Origin of the sequence: Bacillus sp. TH25, from assembly GCF_016650935.1 — a bacterium.
In the GTDB taxonomy this organism is placed as follows: Bacteria; Bacillota; Bacilli; order Bacillales; family Bacillaceae_G; genus Bacillus_A; species Bacillus_A mycoides.
This window is the reverse complement of record NZ_JAEKEU010000039.1, coordinates 284,825-302,703: the sequence shown is the minus strand read 5'-3', so window position 1 is coordinate 302,703 and position 17,879 is coordinate 284,825. Positions and strand designations below refer to the sequence as shown.

The following is a 17,879-nucleotide window of genomic DNA, read 5'->3' as shown; positions in this document are numbered from 1 at the left end:
TTAATTCCCTGCTTTTCTATTTGATTTATTGCCTGATGGTAAGAAGAACGATAACACCCAAGCAATACCAGCGAGTATTGTTGCAATTAAGAAGGCATCGTTAATACCGTTAATTGCAGATAGCTTTGAAATTTGTCCGAATAATAGTTGTGTACTCATCGCATCTCCTGCTTGAGCTGATCCGGCTAATGCCGCTAAGCTTTGGCCCATACCGTGTACTTTATCAACTAAAATCGGGTTTGACGTTGTTAACATATTGCCGTAATCCGCTACGTAAGCAGTAGTTTGTTGCGTCATAAGCGTGATTAATATCGCTGTTCCAATTGAACCAGCTACTTGTCTTGACGTATTTTGCGTTGCTGTACCGTGAGAAATTAATTTCATCGGCAGTGCATTCATACCAGCTGTCATAATTGGCATCATAATGAATGACATACCAATTGAGCGTATAATATAATCCGTCATAATAACGCTATACGGTGTATCCATAGATAACGTTGTAAATTTATATGTCGCAAATGTTGTAATGGCTAATCCGACAATTGCTAACGGACGAATACCATACTTATCAAATAGTTTACCTGCAACTGGTCCCATGATCCCCATAATTAATGATCCTGGAAGTAATAATAAACCAGATTCCATCGGTGTAAAACCGCGAATGTTTTGCAAGTATACTGGAAGTAATAACATACCTCCGAATAAGGCCATCGTTACAATCGCGTTAATTACTAATGTGAAAGTGAACGTCGGATATTTAAACACTTGTAAATCAAGCATTTTATTGTCTGTTGTTAACTCTCTCCAAATAAATACAGCTAAACCAATGACACCGATGATAAGTGTTATAACAACTTCTGCACTAGTCCAGCCATTATTTCCAGCTTCACTAAATCCGTACAGTAAGCTACCTAGTCCAATACTTGAACTAATAACACCGAATACATCTAACTTTGTTTTAGACACTGGCTGAGCTAGTGTAAAGAATTTAAAAGATAAGAACGTAATAATTAAACCGATAACAAACATCCCATAGAACATTAAGTTCCAGCTATAGTTTTCAATTACCCAACCTGTTACAGTTGGTCCGATAGCTGGTGCTAAAATCATCGCTACCCCAAGTAACCCCATAGCTGCTCCGCGTTTATTAGGCGGGAATAATGTCATGAAGATATTCATACCAACTGGCATTAAAATACCTGCACCAACCGCTTGAATAACGCGGCCCGTCATCATCATTGTGAAGTTTCCTGATGTAGCACAAATGATAGATCCTACAGTGAAGAATAACATTGCTGCTATGAATAATTTACGATACGTAAACCTTGAAACTAAAAATGCACTGATTGGTACTAAAATTCCGTTTACAAGCATGAAGCCTGTAATTAACCATTGTGCTGTTGAAGTTGATACGTTAAATTCGTTCATTAATGGAGGCAATGCAACATTAATGATCGTTTGGTTTAAAATAGAAACGAACATACCGAGAATTAATACAGCTACAACTGCTTTTACATTCACATTCTCTACCGGCAATTGTCTCTTCAGCATTTCTTTTTCCTGTTTTACTTGCTCTTGCTTCCCTGTTTCTAATTCCACTACGTTAGAAGCTTCTGTTTCTTGTTTTTGTTCAAGTTCTTTCTCTACTGTTTCTGCTTGACTTACTTCTATCTTACTTACGGCTGGGACTTGTTCTTCTCCCACATTCGTTTTTTTCTTTCGTAAAAGACGATTTATAAGGAAGAAGACGATTATACAAAATAGTGCATATCCTACAATTGCAATTGAGGACATCTCATCTCCCCCTTACTTATGAATACGAACTGACACATTCATTCCAGGAACAATATTTACTGATTTACTATGATCTAAAGAAATTTTAACTGGTACAACTTGCTTTACTTTCGTATAGTTCGCTGTTGAGTTACTTGATGGTAACATCGAGAATGTATTCGCCGTTGTTAATCCAACTTGTTCTACTTTTCCTGTTAACGTTGTATCTGGGTATGCATCTACATACACATCTACTGTTTGGCCTTTTTGAACATCATCAATATTTGTTTCTTCAATATTTGCTGTTACCCATAAATTGTTCATATCAAATGCGTAAGCAATTGGACTTCCTGCTCCAACGAACGCATTTGTTGTTGCGTTTGATTGTACAACTGTTGCATTTTGCGGAATTGTTACATCTACTGTTTGCTCACCATTTGCTCCTGCTACAGTAACCGCACCTAATTTATCGTTCTCATTGTAGTTTTTTCCGACTTCAGCTTTCCATTCTGTTAATTTACCTGCTGCTGGTGATGCAATTGGGATTACTTTCCCGTCAATCTTTGCATTTTCTGTTTTTAAGTAGTTTTCCGATTGATTGTAATAGTAATAACCGCCAATACCGCCGCCAACTAATACAATTAATGTGATAATGTTGATAATTACCATTCTTCGAAACTGATTCATTGCATTCCTCTCCTTATATCGCATATAATTTTTTTCTAAACTATTTACATCCTTATTGTTTATATTGTTTAATTGTTAATTATATTAACCTTTAAACAAAAAAAGCACACCTTTCACGACGCAAACTATGCTTTGTCTGCATCCTAGCGGTGCTGATTTCTAAAGGACTATCGTTTATAATTATAAATAATTATCCCAAATCTACAACCAACAATTTAAACCTATATGTTGTTTAAACAACATGACACTATACGTGTGTTGTTTAAGTTAAAAAAATTAAACGAGGTGAAGTAAAAATGTCTATTAAAAACACAAATGACCCACGTGTAAAACGAACGAGACAACTCATACAGGATGCTTTTGTCGCTTTAGTAGGCGAAAAGGGCTTTGAAAATGTAACTGTGCAACATATCGCGGAACGTGCTCCTGTAAATCGTGCTACATTTTATAGCCATTACCATGATAAATATGATTTATTAGAAAAAAGCATAGAAGAAATGTTAGAAAAACTAGCTGAAGTAATTAAACCACAAAAACGAAATAAAGAAGATTTTCAGCTCACATTTGACTCACCACATCCAACCTTTTTAGCTCTATTTGAACATATAGCAGAAAATGTGAACTTCTATAACGTTATGCTTGGTGATAAAGCCGCTGGAAATTACTCTTATAAAATGATGAAAACAGTCCAAACACATTTAACATTAAGCTTATCTATTTCACAGCCTGATGATGAAGAACTCATGGTTCCTCGTGACATTCTTATTAGTTATGTTACAGGGGCTCATATCGGAATGATTATGTCATGGTTAAAAAGAGGCATGATTTATACCCCGCATTTCATGGCAATGCAATTAACTCGCTTAATTATTTTAGGAGCCCATACTGCAGCAGGATTGGAAAGACCGTTTTAAAAATGGAAAAAGCGAAGGAAATTATCCTTCGCTTTTTTCTATTAATTAAATGTAATGTTATGTACAGCCTCTTTATCAAGACGTTTAATAACTTCCACAATTAACTTCACTGCGTTTTCATAATCATCACGATGTAACATCGCTGCATGAGAATGAATGTAGCGTGTCGCAATCGTAATTGCCATAGACGGAATACCGTTTACAGAAATGTGAATTGCTCCTGCATCCGTTCCCCCGCCCGCTACAGAGTCATATTGGTATGGAATTTGTAATTCATCAGCAACATCAACTACGAAATCACGTAAACCTGTATGACCAATAACAGAAGCATCATATAAAATGATCTGCGGTCCATCGCCCATTTTACTTTGCGCTTCTTTTGCCGTTACACCTGGTGTATCCCCAGCAATACCAACATCTACAGCGAATGCGATATCGGGCTTAATATAGTTTGCAGATGTTTTCGCACCACGAAGACCAACTTCTTCTTGTACAGTACCAACGCCGTATACAACATTTGGATGCTTTTCATCTTTTAATTGTTTTAATACGTCAATTGCAATTGCACAACCAATTCGGTTATCCCATGCTTTTGCAAGTAACATCTTTTCATTCTTCATCACTTGGAATTCGAAGTACGGTACAACTTGATCTCCTGGTCGTATGCCCCACTCCATCGCTTCTTCTTGGCTAGAAGCACCAATATCGATGAACATGTCTTTAATTTCAACTGGCTTTTTACGAGCTTCTGGAGGTAAAATGTGCGGTGGTTTTGAACCAATTACACCTGTTACATCTCCTTTACGCGTTACAATCGTTACGCGCTGTGCAAGCATAACTTGCGACCACCAGCCACCCACCGTTTGGAAACGAAGGAAGCCTTTGTCATCAATTTGCGTAATCATAAAGCCGACTTCATCTAAATGACCTGCAACCATAATTTTCGGGCCGTTTTCTTCCCCAACTTTTTTCGCAACTAAACTTCCTAAATTGTCAGTAGAAAGTTCATCTGCAAACGGCTCAATATATTTCTTCATTACTTCACGTGGTTCGCGCTCGTTACCTGCAATACCGCGTGCGTCTGTTAATTCTTTTAGCATTGTCAATGTCTCGTCTAATTTTATCATTGCCAACACCCTCCTTTTTCTTCAGTCACTTTATTATACAAAAGGAAATTGAAATATTCAAAAATTAAATTAGTATCCTTGTGTTTGACGCTGATGATTTACTTCATTTTTATCTAAATATGCTTTTTCAATTTCATCTTGTTCAAATTCAAGCGCTTGTCCAAGGCGAAGATAGCTTGTAAATAGTTCAATATAGTTCGTAATAGAAGGTTGATCTGTAAAACGAATTACTTTCGCATATGTGTCTAAGAAAATTTCCACTTGTGTTTTATTCGTTTGCGCACATTTATAGAATAAAAAGTTTTTATCAATTCCTAAATCGATTCCGATTGATAAAATAAAATGTAAACCATCTACGTATTCTTCTAATATTACTTCACGTTCTGAAGCTGGTTTATTGCTCCAATATTTAAAACAACGTGTTTCATTTGCAAGTTCTCCAATTTCTACAAGAAGAGCTAACATTTTTTCTTTTAACAATTTTTTCGGTTGTAAGTCATGTTCTTTCACAATACGGTCATCTAATTCTTTTTGTAATTTAAATAGTTGTAGTAAGTCCATTCTATTGTCCTCCTCCAACATCGCATTTTCCGCAACAATGTTGTTTCATCTCAAAGTTCATTATTATTTTTCGTTTCTTATTAACAAGTCAGCTACCTACATCTTTATAAAGATAGCTTGTCCTTAATTTGCAAATACGTTTCAATCATCACTCATAGATTGTTCACTTGATGAAAGTTCCATATCATCTTTCCATTATAGCAGTGTCGTTTCTGCTAGGAAAGATGCACTTCTCACGAATGAGTTCAAATAAAAAAAGTCAGGAGGATTCTCCTGACTTTTTTTATATATTCTTTTATATCGCTATAGCTTTTATATTGATTTTGTCATATCGATAACGGCACATCCGTTAATCTTTCCTACTTTCATGTAAAAGCCTCCTCGTTATCGTTACAAAAATTCTTACAAGCACATCTTAATATACTTGAGCAAGAAATAACGATAATAAGTGGAGGATTTTACAATAAATGCAAATAAAAAAACCTTAGAAGAAAATCTTCTAAGGTTTTAAACAATTAGTTAATGTTGTTTTTTGCAACTGTTGCTAATTCAGCGAAAGCTTTTTCGTCATGAACAGCTAAGTCAGCAAGCATCTTGCGGTTAACTTCGATGCCAGCATTTTTTAAACCGTGCATTAAGCGGCTGTAAGAAAGACCATTCATACGAGCTGCTGCGTTGATACGTGTAATCCATAATTTACGGAAGTCACGTTTCTTTTGACGACGGTCACGGAATGCATACATTAGAGATTTCATAACCTGTTGGTTAGCAACCTTAAATAATGTACTCTTAGAACCGTAGTAACCTTTTGCTAATTTTATAACTTTTTTACGACGTTGACGAGTAACTGTACCACCTTTTACTCTTGGCATAATATTACCTCCTAGTTTGTTCTATATATCAGCCGAACTTATTTTAAGTTGTCAAGCATTTGACGAATGCGTTTGAAGTCACCAGCGCTAACTACACCAGCTTTACGTAGTTTACGTTTAGCTTTTGTAGATTTGTTAGCGAATAAATGGCTTGTGTAAGCGTGAGAACGCTTCAGTTTACCAGATCCAGTCTTTTTGAAACGCTTTGCAGCGCCGCGATGAGTTTTTTGTTTAGGCATAGGTATTTCCTCCTCTATCTATTACTTATCGTTTTTCGGTGCTAAAACTAAGAACATACTACGTCCTTCCATTTTAGGCTTAGATTCAATTGTACTAACTTCAGCACAAGCTTCTGAGAAGCGATCTAAAACACGTTGACCGATTTCTTTATGAGTAATGGCACGTCCTTTAAAGCGAATTGACGCTTTAACCTTGTCGCCTTTCTCTAAAAACTTGACAGCATTACGAAGTTTTGTGTTAAAGTCATGTTCATCAATTGTTGGACTTAAACGAACTTCTTTCATGCTAATTACTTTTTGATTTTTGCGCTGTTCTTTTTCTTTCTTCTGTTGCTCAAAGCGGAATTTACCGTAGTCCATAATGCGGCATACTGGTGGTTTCGCATTTGGAGCAACCAATACTAAATCAAGATTAAGACCTGCAGCTAAGTCTAAAGCGTCATTACGAGACTTGATTCCAAGTTGATCGCCGTTTGCGCCAACTAAGCGTACTTCACGTGCACGAATTTGCTCGTTAATCATCATATCCTTGCTAATAGTAAGCCACCTCCAAGGTTTTCTTAGAATACGTTTTGCAATTGTAGAACCCGAACAAAAAAAGTGCGGGCACACGGCACCCACACTTGTAATATCTTTAGTAAGAAATACATTTACCTGCTAACTGCGAATGCGTCCATCAGGTGAGAAGCGGGTGCTTCTACTTGTCAAAACCATATTCTATTATCCTTGATGAGTTTATCATAGGACATGACGTCTGTCAAGAAGACGCGATGTGTTTTACTAACAACAAGAAATATTGTAACAAACAACCAGCATACTTGCAATACTTTTTTATGATAAGTATTGTTTGGTTATTTTTTCTAGATTTTCTTTTTTATAATACATAAAAAAGCCGCGGTATACCGCGGCTCTTTCTTATCGTTTTCCTTCTACCTTAATCATGTCAACAAACGCATCTAATGCGATTGTTTCTGATTTTTGTTCACCATACTTACGTACGTTAACGCCATTTTCAGTAACTTCATTGTCACCTACTACAAGCATGTACGGAATCTTTTGCATTTGTGCTTCACGGATTTTGTAACCAATTTTCTCTTCACGAGTGTCTAATTCAACACGGATACCAGCACGTCGTAATTCATCTTGTACTTTCTTCGCATAGTCTAAATGTACTTGCGGAGAAACTGGAATTACTTGCGCCTGAACTGGAGCTAACCAAGTTGGGAATGCGCCTTTGTATTCTTCAATTAAGAAGGCTACGAAACGTTCCATAGTTGATACAACGCCACGGTGAATTACAACTGGACGATGTTGTTTACCGTCTTCACCAACGTAAGTTAATTCAAAGCGTTCTGGAAGTAAGAAGTCTAATTGTACAGTTGAAAGTGTTTCGTCTTTTCCAAGAGCAGTACGAACTTGAACGTCAAGTTTCGGACCATAGAATGCCGCTTCACCTTCAGCTTCATAGTAATCAAGACCCATTTCATCCATAGCTTCTTTTAACATACCTTGTGCTTTTTCCCACATCTCATCATCAGCATAATACTTTTTAGTATCTGCTGGGTCACGATAAGATAGACGGAATGAATAGTTTTCTAAACCGAAATCTTTGTACACTTCTAACGTTAAGTTTACAACACGTTTTAATTCTTCTTTAATTTGATCTGGACGAACGAAAATGTGCGCATCATTTAAAGTCATTCCGCGTACACGTTGTAATCCAGATAATGCTCCAGACATTTCATAGCGGTGCATTGTTCCAAGTTCCGCAATACGGATTGGTAATTCACGGTAGCTGTGAATATCGTTTTTATAAACCATCATATGGTGAGGGCAGTTCATTGGACGAAGAACTAACTCTTCATTATCCATTTCCATTGATGGGAACATGCCATCACGGTAATGGTTCCAGTGACCAGAAGTTTCATAAAGCTCTCTACTTCCTAATACTGGAGTGTATACGTGATCATAGCCTAAGCTTGCTTCTTTATCAACGATGTAACGCTCGATAATACGGCGAATTGTTGCACCTTTTGGTAACCAAAGTGGTAAACCTTGTCCTACTTTTTGGCTATTAGTAAATAGTTTTAACTCTTTACCTAATTTACGGTGATCGCGCTCTTTCGCTTCTTCAAGCATACGTAAGTGCTCATCTAATTCTGCTTTCTTAACGAATCCAGTACCGTAAATACGTTGTAACATTTTATTATTGCTATCGCCGCGCCAGTAAGCCCCAGCAACACTTAATAATTTAAACACTTTAATCTTCCCTGTAGATGGAAGGTGAACACCACGGCAAAGGTCGAAGAATTCGCCTTGCTCATAGATTGAAATAACGGCATCTTCTGGAAGATCGTTAATTAAATCTAATTTTAACTCATCGCCGATTTCTTCAAAGCGACGAAGTGCTTCTGCACGTGGTACTTCATGACGAACGATTTCTAAGTTTTCGTTCACGATTTTTTGCATTTCTTTTTCGATTTTCTTGAAGTCTTCAACTGTAATTGCTTCTTCCATATCAATATCGTAGTAGAAGCCATTTTCGATTACTGGACCAATGCCAAGCTCAAGCTTAACATCTTTATATAAACGTTTTAACGCTTGTGCTAAAAGGTGAGCTGTTGAGTGGCGTAAAATATATAAGCCATCTTCAGAATCTAATGTAATAATAGAAACTGCACCATCTTCTTCGATTGGTGTAACAAGATCGATCATCTCATCGTTTAATTTTCCAGCCACAGCTTTTTTCTTTAAGCCTGGGCTAATAGAAGCTGCGATTTCTTCAGTTGTTACTCCTTTTGGAAACTCCTTCACAGCTCCATCAGGGAAAGTAATTTTAACTACATCTGCCATCACTGGTCACTCCTCTTTTTTTTCAAAATAAAAAACACTCATCCCATAAAAAGGGACGAGTGTTGAATTCGTGGTTCCACCCTTGTTCCAATTAACCTTATTGTTAATTGCTCAAGTTCAACATAACGGTGTTGTCCGTTAGCAATTACTAGAAAAACGTTCACTGCTAAAGTTTAGAGGTGGTAAGTAATAATCCCGTACTAGGAAGCTCGCACCCTAAGGCTTCCCTCTCTGAAAATCGTAGATAACTACTCATGTCCTCATCATGACATTTCAATATATTTCATTTATGTAGGTAATTATATGCTCAAAAACTTAGAAAATCAAGGGCGTTACCTTTATTTTTTAAATTTTTCACATTGCGCTCAAACTCATGCAAACCATGTAATTGGACCCGTTCTTGAAATACATTTCGCAAAGTAACAATCATGTTATGATCTTGTTCTTTCGTATATAAATAAATTTTTTTCGGCGAAATAGAAAGAAGTGGTGCAATTACTTTCGTATCGATATATACATCCTGTTTCTTTAATAATTCTTCATCTATATATTGAACCAATTTCTCCTGTTTTAAACGCCTACCTTTATCATCATAGAAAATAAAACTTTCATCAAAAATAAGATGTACACAGGACAAACGTGATTTCCGGCTACTTACTTGTTGGCGAAGTGTCTCAATGAATATTTGGTATTCCTGCTCCATCTTATACTCATCAATTGCAACTTCAGCAAGCTTAGTTACCATTTCCCTATATGTACGAAGACGAAAACGAACGTATGATGAAAACGAGAATGAGAGCGGATCACAAAGCCAATCATTCAAAGACGACGCAATATAAGATTCAAATTTTTGACGTGTTAAATCACTAGCTACTCCTTTTCTTCTTTCCTTTAAAATCTCATGTGCCATATGCAATATTTGATGACACTCTTCTTGTTCTTCATAAAAAAACTTTTCTTTTAAAATGGTATGAATCCATTCATTTTGTTTCACATTCATAATGAAATATAGTAATACTGGCAATAAAATCTTTTCAATATAATTTGATTCACATAATGGTATATGAATAACAACCTTTTGTTCGTTTAAATATACACTTGTTTCCTTATATAAGGATTCTGTTCTTTTCGTTAGTTGTCTGTATACGTACACAGCATCATTTTTTTCTTCGAAGCAAATTTCAATCACTTTTGTCCCCCCTTTTATCCCCGCTCTAAAGGATTGCATCTATACGTTACAAATCCTATAAGAGTCCGATCTATGGAAGTTCACTCTTAGTAGAAACCTATCTCCCATCGTTAGAACATCCACTCGATATGGCTTGCTAATTTTATATATATTAAGGGAGGGAGAAAAAAATGATACAAGCTACTCTGAAAAAATGATTAAAATAAAGTGAAACTTTAATCAATGGAGGTTTTGTCCATCCTCCACTGATTATTAGCCGCACCAATCGGGCTTTTACGGGCCGCCACTTCTTTGCTTTACAGCCAAATTTTGAGGTAGGAGTCTTACTGCCCGCCAATAGCGGGATAAAAAAGAGCGAGCTTCTCAGCTCGCTCTTTACTTATTACGACGATTCTTCCCGCCAATTGGGATTGGCTTCGCTAAATATTTAATTCGTTCCATAATACGGGCCGCTTTCATCTCTTCTGCTTCACCGCGCTGTGTATACGTTAAATGATGTTCCAACTGTTTGAAATCAAAGTTAGATGTAAAGAACGTCGGTAAGTTTTCCAACATACGGAATTGCAAGATTGCACCGAGTACATCATCACGTACAAAACTTGACATCGCTTCTGCCCCGATATCATCTAACATTAATACTTGTACACGTTTGACAGCATCAATCTTTCCGCTAATCGAATTATCTTGAATCGAACTTTTGATTTCACGTAAAAATTCTGGGAAGTATACGAGCATCGAACTAATTTTCTTTCGCGCAAGCTCATTTGCAATTGCCCCTAAAAGATACGTTTTCCCTACACCAAATTTACCGTACAAATATAAACCTTGTGCTTTTTTACCTGGTTCGTATGTGTTTAAAAATTCATTCGTTGCACCTATTGCATCAATACGTGCATCTAAATCTGAAGGGTCTAAATTCTCCATAGTTGCCTGCAAAATGTCAACTGGCATATATACACTTTGAACGAGTTTTTCATATTTCTTTCTCTCATCATATGCTACTTTTCTAATACAACGATCGTATTGAATATCAATCATCTTACCTTGAATGACGAGCTTCGGCTCATATCCTTGTAGCATATTTTTACATGACCCTAAATCTGGACAATCCGCACACCCTACACTTTGTCCAATATATTCATATAACTTCACAAGACTTCGTTCAATCATAGAAGTCGTTACTTCACCTTTATGTTCGTCTATAAATTCTTTCACACGAGGGTGCGCCATCACTTCTGCCTTTAAGACTTCATATCTATTTTTAAAGTTTTTATTTTCCATTAATTTCGTAAATGAATTTTGAATATGCTCCATTTTCTCACCTCAAAGAGCGTTCATTTTCTTTTATTAATCACGCTTATATTTTTTCAATACTTCTTCTAATCGTTTCCGTTCATCTTCTAACGTACTTGCATCTTTTTTCGCACTTACGTCATTTTTTACAGGTGCTTTCTCTTCTTCTTTCGACTCTTCTTTAAGCCAATCTGGTACCATTTCTTTTCGCACTGTTTTCTTCGCTGTACGACCTTTTTTCTTCGTCTCAGCCCACTCTTGATATTGACGATTTTCTTCTTTCGCTAGCGCCATCGCCTCGCCTACTGTACCGACCTTTTTTCGCGCCCAATGTCCAGCAATCTTCTCGACATACGTTTTAGCAAGCTTCATATCTGAGCGTAGCATAACGTAATAAATAAGTACATTCACAACCCCTGGCGTTAACTTTTGGTTTATCATTACATCCTCAACGATTTGCAAGTCCGCTTTCGTCGCCTCTGCACCGCCTGAAATCTCTTTCAATAGTTGTTTTGGCGAGATTTCCTCTAACTGCTTCATTAGCATCTCTTCTTGCGTAGATGGCTCTTTCTCTTTCATTGTACGAGCAGCATGAGGTTGCACTCTTTCACTTAATACAGGTAACGCTTGACCATTTTCGAATTGATACCAATCGCGTGCTCCCTTCCGAAGCCTTTCGATATCAATTGTTTGCATTTCTGTCACTGCGCCAAGAACGATATTTTGCATCGATAACACATCCACACCGTACACATAAGCGAGTGTAATAACACATTCTCTCACTTGATCTGTAATCGCCTTTTTAGGAACAAGCGCTGATAGTCCGTCTACAAATAAAGAGAAATCAAAGAAATCGTTCCAAACTTTCGGAGCATCCCCATTCTCGTTACTTGGCATAATTGTCGTTTTCGGGATACGCAGTTCTTCTTGCGCATATTCAAACTGACCTGGATTAAACGAATCAAATATATCGTTGAAGGAGCGCGTAACATTTTCATAAGAAGCAAAATCGAATTCTTCTTCTAAGAAATATTGCTTTACTTGGTTGTATTTTGTCCGACTCAAGCGATTATATAAAAAGATACTTAAAACAATATCATCAAAAAACTGCTTCGGAGATAAAGGTGGTTGCAATTCATATATAAACATTCGAATATCTTTTTCTTTCTTAATATATACATTTAAAAGACCAATCGCTTCTAACTTTACTCGTTCCCCATATATTTCAGGAAGTTGCATTTGCATAGTCACCATAAGGGAGTGATGTGTATTCTCTTTTCCAAACACACGATCTTGCTCTAACTCTCCCCATAGTGTCATGTATAAGCTAAAAGCTCTACTACCTATTAACGGCTGATACAACATCGTTAATACTTTCCGGTCGTAATTATGTAACAACCCTTTCGCACTTACTTTATAACGATCAATCGGCAATAGCTCCATCCATGACTGTTTTTCCATTCTTGCTTTTCCTTTCTCTCATCCAATCTAACCTACATTTCACTCGTTCTATCTTTATTATATAATTTATTAGCGAAAAAGAGCTATTAGCTTCCGCTTCTAGCTCTCTTATCTCGTTTACTTACAGTATATAAAGAGATTCTTTCTACTCTCTCTCTTTTTGCAGTATATCTTTTAATTCTTCAATAAATACATTTAAATCTTTAAATTGACGATACACAGAAGCAAAACGTACGTAAGCAACATCATCAATATCACGAAGTTCTTCCATAACAATTTCACCAATCATATCACTTTTCACTTCTGATATACCTAAGTTACGAAGTTCACGTTCCACACTTTGTGTTACTTCCTCTAACTGCCTTAAAGATACAGGTCTTTTTTCACACGCTTTAATTAAACCGCGTAAAATTTTCTCTTTATTAAACTCTTCTCGTGTTCCTTCTTTTTTAACAACGATAAGAGGTGATTCTTCTACTCTTTCAAATGTCGTAAAGCGACTTAAACAACTTTCACACTCTCTTCTTCTTCGAATAGAGCGCCCCTCGTCTACCGGACGCGAATCTAACACTCTTGTGCCATTATGAAAACAGGATGGACAACGCAATTCATTCACTCCTTTACAATATAATCTTTATTCTTTCGCTACTCACCTACATGTGAAAATATATATACAATATTATATAACTCATTCTTCTATAATGACCACTCTAAGTTATTACATATCGTGATCCTGTTTTATATAAACTAAAAAAGAGGTGCATTATACACCTCTTTACATTTTAAATCAATTATGTTCTTTTTTAAAGAGCTTTTGTTTCTCTCTGCTTAATTTCGAAGCTACCAGTGCCTCGAGGAAGCTCGATGCTCTCACGCGTTTTCGCGTTTAAACCTTCTGCAATATATTCTGCAGCAACATTGGGATCAATACGATCCCCACAAGTATAAACATCAATACTTGCGTAACCGTGCTCCGGAAAGCTATGAATTGTTAAATGTGATTCCGAGATAATTACTACTCCACTTACACCTTGTGGTGCAAATTTATGAAAAGCAACCTCACGTACTTCAGCACCAGCTCTTAGTGCTGCATCCACAAATAATTGTTCAATATACGGCATGTCATTAAGCTTGTCGAAATCGCAATCCCAAAGTTCAGCGATCACGTGACGACCCATCGTATCCATAGTATCCATTCTACAGTTCCCCCTTGTAAATTTATTCTAACTGTTCGAATTGAAAACTAATTTGCAATTTGGCTTGCTCCACTACCACGGGGGAAAGTTAGTCCAGAGAGGTCCTAACCCTTTAAGTAGTGACTACGTACCTCAGCTCTTAAGTTTACGAGTGTTAGTATACTTTGTTTATTTTCATTTTGCAACCACAGTTTTTTCGATTTTCTGTCATAATTTCCTCTTTACTTTTCCCTAAAAAAATTAATCGATTCACAAATACAGTAATCCCAATGGTTTTTGGTATGTCCACTATTTGAAAATATATTCATATAATTTTTTCCCTTTTCAGAAAAAAATAAAAAAAGAGGGCAAATATTTACTTGCCCTCTCTCTATTTCACTTAAATATGTTGCACATTTTCTTGTTTTGCTAATTCATCAACAACTAACGTTACAAGATCTACAACACGACGAGAGTAGCCCCACTCGTTATCATACCAAGCAAGTACTTTCACTTTACGCTCACCCATTACCATTGTAGATAAACCATCAATAATAGCTGAGTGTGTATTTGTATTAAAGTCGATAGACACTAAAGGCTCTTCGCTGAATTCTACAATTCCTTTTAACGCACCGTTTGCAACAGTTTTGAATGCTTCATTAATATCTTCAACTGTTACATCACGTTTTACGTCTACTACTAAATCAACAAGAGACACGTTTGGTGTTGGTACACGAAGTGCCATACCATGAAGTTTTCCATTTAAATGTGGAAGAACTTTTGCAAGCGCTTTCGCAGCACCCGTCGTTGTCGGAATGATAGACTGTCCGCAAGCACGCGCTCTTCTTAAATCTTTATGTGGGTTATCAATATTTTTTTGGTCATTTGTATAAGCGTGAACAGTTGTCATTAAACCGTTTTCAATTCCGAACTGCTCATCTAACACCTTTACAACAGGCGCTAAACAGTTTGTTGTACAAGATGCATTTGAAATAACGGTATGTTTTGTAATATCTAATTGGTCTTCGTTCACACCAACTACAATCGTTACATCTTCATTTTTACCAGGTGCTGTTAAAATGACTTTTTTCGCTCCAGCTTCAACATGAAGAATTGCTTTTTCTTTCGAGTTAAATTTACCAGTTGCTTCAATTACAACTTCAACACCTAATTCTTTCCAAGGCAATTCCTTTGGATCGCGGTTGTTTAAAAGGCGAATCATTTTCCCATCTACTAGTAAGTGATCTTCAAATGCTTCCACTGTTCCGTCAAACTTTCCATGAACTGTATCATATTTAATTAAATGTGCTAACGTTTCTGATGGATAGCTTGCATTGATTGCTACAATTTCGAATGCGCTTTCTTTTATTGCTTGACGAAACACCATTCTCCCAATACGTCCAAATCCATTAATTGCCACACGAGTCATAATATGTTATCCCCCTTGAATGCGTTATACTATTTATCTCCAATCCCAATAATAGTATAACACAAAAAGGAGATATGTCACTAAGCATTTTCATTAATTTCACAATTTTTTAATCAATAATGTTCCATTCCTTCAAAATAGCAGCTAATTGTGTTTTCGTTCCCATAATTGTGCCATCATTATAAATCACTTCATCCGCCATCTTTATTTTTTCTTCTAGTGGCATTTGAGATTGAATACGAGCCGTTGCTTCTTCTTCTGAAAAGTTATTTCGTTTCATTAAACGTTCCAATTGCGTATTCGGTGTGACTGCTACAACTAAAACACGATCAACGAGATTTGTTAATTTACTTTCAAACAAAAGAGGGATATCTAACACAACCGCTTGCATACCTTCTTTTATGTACATCTCCTTTTGTGCATTCATTTCTTCACGCACTGCAGGATGAACAATTTCGTTTAACTGCAATCGTTTTTCTTCATTATAAAAAACGACACTCCCAAGCTTTGGTCGATCAAGCTCTCCATCTTTTTGTAACACTTCCGTTCCGAACACCTCTACAATTTTGTTATATGCCGGTTTTCCTCGTTCTACAACTTCTCGCGCAATAATATCTGCATCAATAACCGGTATACTCATTTCACGAAACATTTCTGATACCGTACTTTTTCCGCTTGCAATGCCTCCTGTTAATCCAATTACTACTGTCATAATAATCCTCCTCACAATATTAAAGGCGCGAAACTAATGTTCCACGCCCATACTTACATTTTCCAAATTCCAATAATAATGAGTAATACCCCAGGCAGGAATGTAAATTTTTGTAACCATTTCATATTTGATAAAATCGTACCGAGCTTCATTCCAATAAATAAAAATAAAGAACTCATAACCGCGACTAATACCGCCATCATCGCGGGTGCATAACCTAATAAAGATGCACCAATTCCAGCACCAAACGAATCTATAGAAAGAGCGATACCGAGAAGTAGCGCTTCTCCTGCAGAGATAGTTCCTGATTTATCAAAATCTGCAACAGTCGGCTTCCGCAAAATTTGAATCACTAACCCTAGCGACGCAATTTCTAGTTTCCAAACCTTCTCCTCTTGCTTCGGTTCTTCTTTTTTATCACTTCGAAAAAATTGATATAATACCCAAATACCTATTCCAATAAGAACAAATCCGCCGATACGCGTTGCGATAACAGGTGAAAATATTTTCGCGATCATATGTCCAATTCCCATGGAAACGAGCATTACAGCTGCTGAACAAATCCCGATAATTATAATTGATCTTAGTGGAATTCTTACGCTCCTTAACCCGTATGTTAGCCCTACACTACAGCTATCTAAGCTTAATGTAAAAGCTAATAAAATAAGAGATAAATAAAGGTACATCGGTAAGCTCCTCCCTTATACATAGCTCTGCTCTATGTATATGACAAATGCCTATCCGATGTTATCCCTTTTCTATATTCTAGGTTGGCAAATTGGGCAGTAATGTGTTCCCCTTCCGCCAACAACTGTTTTTTCTAATAGCGTACCGCAATTCACACACGGTTCTCCTTTTTTCCCATATACATTTAGGAGTTCCTGGAACGAACCAATTTGTCCTTGTGAATTAATATACGTTCTAATTGTACTTCCGCCTCGCTTAACAGCTTCGCCCAGCGTTGTAACAATCGCCTCGTAAATTCTTTCTATTTCTTCTTCTGTTAAAGATGCAGCTTCTCGTTCTGGATGAATTTGCGAACGGAATAATACTTCATCTACATATATATTTCCAAGCCCTACTAAAAGACGCTGATCTAATAATACGACTTTTATTTTGCGATTTGTCTTTTGCAATCTTTCTTGTAAGTACTGCGGTGTCAATTCAGCATCAAATGGCTCTGGTCCTAAATCTGCAAGAGGCATTTGAGTAAACTCTTCACCTTTCTTAAAGAGATGCATCGTACCAAACTTTCTCACATCTTTATAATGTAATTCAGTTCCATCTTTAAATAAGAAACGTACGTGTGTATGTTTATCAATTGGCTCATCCTCTTGATGAAGTAAAAACTTACCTTCCATACGCAAATGTGAAACAATTACATAGTTCGTTACATACAAAAGCAAAAACTTACCTCTTCGCTTTATATTCTCGATCATTTCGCCTCTTAGCATGTCTTTAAAGATTTCTGCATCGTCCGGTCGTTTCACTATTTTTGGATAGGTGACAATTACATCTTCGATCACTTTTCCCGTTACAAGATTTTCAAGTGTCCGTCTAACATTTTCAACCTCTGGTAATTCCGGCATTTTAT

General features: G+C 36.6%; 18 protein-coding genes and 2 other annotated features. Of the genes, 1 reads left to right on the top strand and 17 read right to left on the bottom strand.

Annotation, left to right across the window (positions count from 1 at the left end; translation table 11 throughout):
- Both JFT89_RS25425 and JFT89_RS25420 read right to left on the bottom strand, forming a co-directional pair.
- A complete protein-coding gene (locus JFT89_RS25425; RefSeq protein ID WP_201040888.1) occupies positions 1-1,794 on the bottom strand; it encodes a DHA2 family efflux MFS transporter permease subunit in 1,794 nt (597 codons plus the stop codon).
- 12 nt (positions 1,795-1,806) lie between these two features.
- Complete coding sequence (locus JFT89_RS25420; RefSeq protein ID WP_016096023.1) at positions 1,807-2,460, bottom strand: HlyD family secretion protein; 654 nt, start codon at positions 2,458-2,460, stop codon at positions 1,807-1,809.
- A gap of 296 nt (positions 2,461-2,756) precedes the next feature.
- On the opposite strand from JFT89_RS25420, the gene JFT89_RS25415 reads away from it, so the two are divergent.
- A complete protein-coding gene (locus JFT89_RS25415; protein ID WP_002067422.1) occupies positions 2,757-3,374 on the top strand; it encodes a TetR/AcrR family transcriptional regulator in 618 nt (205 codons plus the stop codon).
- Positions 3,375-3,415: 41 nt separating this feature from the next.
- Here the strand turns inward: JFT89_RS25415 and JFT89_RS25410 are convergent, their stop codons facing one another.
- The 15 genes from JFT89_RS25410 to mutM all read right to left on the bottom strand — a co-directional run bounded on the left by JFT89_RS25410 (position 3,416) and on the right by mutM (position 17,874).
- On the bottom strand, positions 3,416-4,501 hold the full coding sequence (locus JFT89_RS25410) for a M42 family metallopeptidase (RefSeq protein ID WP_002088917.1): 1,086 nt from the start codon (positions 4,499-4,501) through the stop codon (positions 3,416-3,418).
- Positions 4,502-4,570: 69 nt separating this feature from the next.
- The gene (locus tag JFT89_RS25405; RefSeq protein WP_002015469.1) at positions 4,571-5,062 is read right to left on the bottom strand and encodes a dUTP diphosphatase; all 492 of its coding nucleotides are present in this window, start codon (positions 5,060-5,062) and stop codon (positions 4,571-4,573) included.
- A gap of 515 nt (positions 5,063-5,577) precedes the next feature.
- Complete coding sequence (gene rplT / locus JFT89_RS25400; protein WP_001138364.1) at positions 5,578-5,934, bottom strand: 50S ribosomal protein L20; 357 nt, start codon at positions 5,932-5,934, stop codon at positions 5,578-5,580.
- Between the two features lie 38 nt (positions 5,935-5,972).
- Entirely contained in the window at positions 5,973-6,173 is a 201-nt protein-coding gene (gene rpmI / locus JFT89_RS25395; RefSeq protein ID WP_001125945.1) for a 50S ribosomal protein L35, read from the bottom strand.
- Positions 6,174-6,194: 21 nt separating this feature from the next.
- Positions 6,195-6,698, bottom strand: coding sequence for a translation initiation factor IF-3 (gene infC, locus JFT89_RS25390; RefSeq protein WP_002015470.1), 504 nt, complete (start codon positions 6,696-6,698; stop codon positions 6,195-6,197).
- A 63-nt stretch (positions 6,699-6,761) separates the two neighbouring features.
- Positions 6,762-6,882: a sequence feature (ribosomal protein L20 leader region), on the bottom strand.
- Positions 6,883-7,088: 206 nt separating this feature from the next.
- On the bottom strand, positions 7,089-9,026 hold the full coding sequence (gene thrS / locus JFT89_RS25385; protein ID WP_002034275.1) for a threonine--tRNA ligase: 1,938 nt from the start codon (positions 9,024-9,026) through the stop codon (positions 7,089-7,091).
- Between the two features lie 48 nt (positions 9,027-9,074).
- Positions 9,075-9,302, bottom strand: a binding site (T-box leader).
- A 31-nt stretch (positions 9,303-9,333) separates the two neighbouring features.
- On the bottom strand, positions 9,334-10,215 hold the full coding sequence (gene ytxC, locus JFT89_RS25380) for a putative sporulation protein YtxC (RefSeq protein WP_002190846.1): 882 nt from the start codon (positions 10,213-10,215) through the stop codon (positions 9,334-9,336).
- Between the two features lie 375 nt (positions 10,216-10,590).
- Positions 10,591-11,529: a primosomal protein DnaI gene (gene dnaI, locus JFT89_RS25375; protein ID WP_002015473.1), complete on the bottom strand. Its 939-nt coding sequence runs from the start codon at positions 11,527-11,529 to the stop codon at positions 10,591-10,593.
- A gap of 33 nt (positions 11,530-11,562) precedes the next feature.
- On the bottom strand, positions 11,563-12,969 hold the full coding sequence (locus JFT89_RS25370) for a replication initiation and membrane attachment family protein (protein ID WP_201040885.1): 1,407 nt from the start codon (positions 12,967-12,969) through the stop codon (positions 11,563-11,565).
- 145 nt (positions 12,970-13,114) lie between these two features.
- Positions 13,115-13,576 carry a transcriptional regulator NrdR gene (nrdR, locus tag JFT89_RS25365; RefSeq protein WP_001203686.1) on the bottom strand — a complete coding sequence of 154 codons (462 nt, stop codon included), beginning with the start codon at positions 13,574-13,576 and terminating at the stop codon, positions 13,115-13,117.
- Between the two features lie 196 nt (positions 13,577-13,772).
- On the bottom strand, positions 13,773-14,156 hold the full coding sequence (gene speD, locus JFT89_RS25360) for an adenosylmethionine decarboxylase (RefSeq protein ID WP_002003660.1): 384 nt from the start codon (positions 14,154-14,156) through the stop codon (positions 13,773-13,775).
- Between the two features lie 388 nt (positions 14,157-14,544).
- Complete coding sequence (locus JFT89_RS25355) at positions 14,545-15,573, bottom strand: glyceraldehyde-3-phosphate dehydrogenase (protein WP_016096022.1); 1,029 nt, start codon at positions 15,571-15,573, stop codon at positions 14,545-14,547.
- A 109-nt stretch (positions 15,574-15,682) separates the two neighbouring features.
- Entirely contained in the window at positions 15,683-16,285 is a 603-nt protein-coding gene (coaE, locus tag JFT89_RS25350) for a dephospho-CoA kinase (protein WP_002067539.1), read from the bottom strand.
- 53 nt (positions 16,286-16,338) lie between these two features.
- Complete coding sequence (gene ytaF, locus JFT89_RS25345; RefSeq protein ID WP_002129352.1) at positions 16,339-16,971, bottom strand: sporulation membrane protein YtaF; 633 nt, start codon at positions 16,969-16,971, stop codon at positions 16,339-16,341.
- Between the two features lie 72 nt (positions 16,972-17,043).
- Positions 17,044-17,874 carry a DNA-formamidopyrimidine glycosylase gene (gene mutM, locus JFT89_RS25340; RefSeq protein WP_016096020.1) on the bottom strand — a complete coding sequence of 277 codons (831 nt, stop codon included), beginning with the start codon at positions 17,872-17,874 and terminating at the stop codon, positions 17,044-17,046.
- Positions 17,875-17,879 lie beyond the last annotated feature (5 nt).

What these genes read in the sequence shown, in the direction of transcription:
- JFT89_RS25425 (WP_201040888.1), bottom strand. Translation starts at nt 1,794, where the DNA reads ATGTCCTCAATTGCAATTGTAGGATATGCACTATTTTGTATAATCGTC.
- JFT89_RS25420 (WP_016096023.1), bottom strand. Translation starts at nt 2,460, where the DNA reads ATGAATCAGTTTCGAAGAATGGTAATTATCAACATTATCACATTAATT.
- JFT89_RS25415 (WP_002067422.1), top strand. Translation starts at nt 2,757, where the DNA reads ATGTCTATTAAAAACACAAATGACCCACGTGTAAAACGAACGAGACAA.
- JFT89_RS25410 (WP_002088917.1), bottom strand. Translation starts at nt 4,501, where the DNA reads ATGATAAAATTAGACGAGACATTGACAATGCTAAAAGAATTAACAGAC.
- JFT89_RS25405 (WP_002015469.1), bottom strand. Translation starts at nt 5,062, where the DNA reads ATGGACTTACTACAACTATTTAAATTACAAAAAGAATTAGATGACCGT.
- rplT (WP_001138364.1), bottom strand. Translation starts at nt 5,934, where the DNA reads ATGCCAAGAGTAAAAGGTGGTACAGTTACTCGTCAACGTCGTAAAAAA.
- rpmI (WP_001125945.1), bottom strand. Translation starts at nt 6,173, where the DNA reads ATGCCTAAACAAAAAACTCATCGCGGCGCTGCAAAGCGTTTCAAAAAG.
- infC (WP_002015470.1), bottom strand. Translation starts at nt 6,698, where the DNA reads ATGATGATTAACGAGCAAATTCGTGCACGTGAAGTACGCTTAGTTGGC.
- thrS (WP_002034275.1), bottom strand. Translation starts at nt 9,026, where the DNA reads ATGGCAGATGTAGTTAAAATTACTTTCCCTGATGGAGCTGTGAAGGAG.
- dnaI (WP_002015473.1), bottom strand. Translation starts at nt 11,529, where the DNA reads ATGGAGCATATTCAAAATTCATTTACGAAATTAATGGAAAATAAAAAC.
- JFT89_RS25370 (WP_201040885.1), bottom strand. Translation starts at nt 12,969, where the DNA reads ATGGAAAAACAGTCATGGATGGAGCTATTGCCGATTGATCGTTATAAA.
- speD (WP_002003660.1), bottom strand. Translation starts at nt 14,156, where the DNA reads ATGGATACGATGGGTCGTCACGTGATCGCTGAACTTTGGGATTGCGAT.
- JFT89_RS25355 (WP_016096022.1), bottom strand. Translation starts at nt 15,573, where the DNA reads ATGACTCGTGTGGCAATTAATGGATTTGGACGTATTGGGAGAATGGTG.
- coaE (WP_002067539.1), bottom strand. Translation starts at nt 16,285, where the DNA reads ATGACAGTAGTAATTGGATTAACAGGAGGCATTGCAAGCGGAAAAAGT.
- ytaF (WP_002129352.1), bottom strand. Translation starts at nt 16,971, where the DNA reads ATGTACCTTTATTTATCTCTTATTTTATTAGCTTTTACATTAAGCTTA.
- mutM (WP_016096020.1), bottom strand. Translation starts at nt 17,874, where the DNA reads ATGCCGGAATTACCAGAGGTTGAAAATGTTAGACGGACACTTGAAAAT.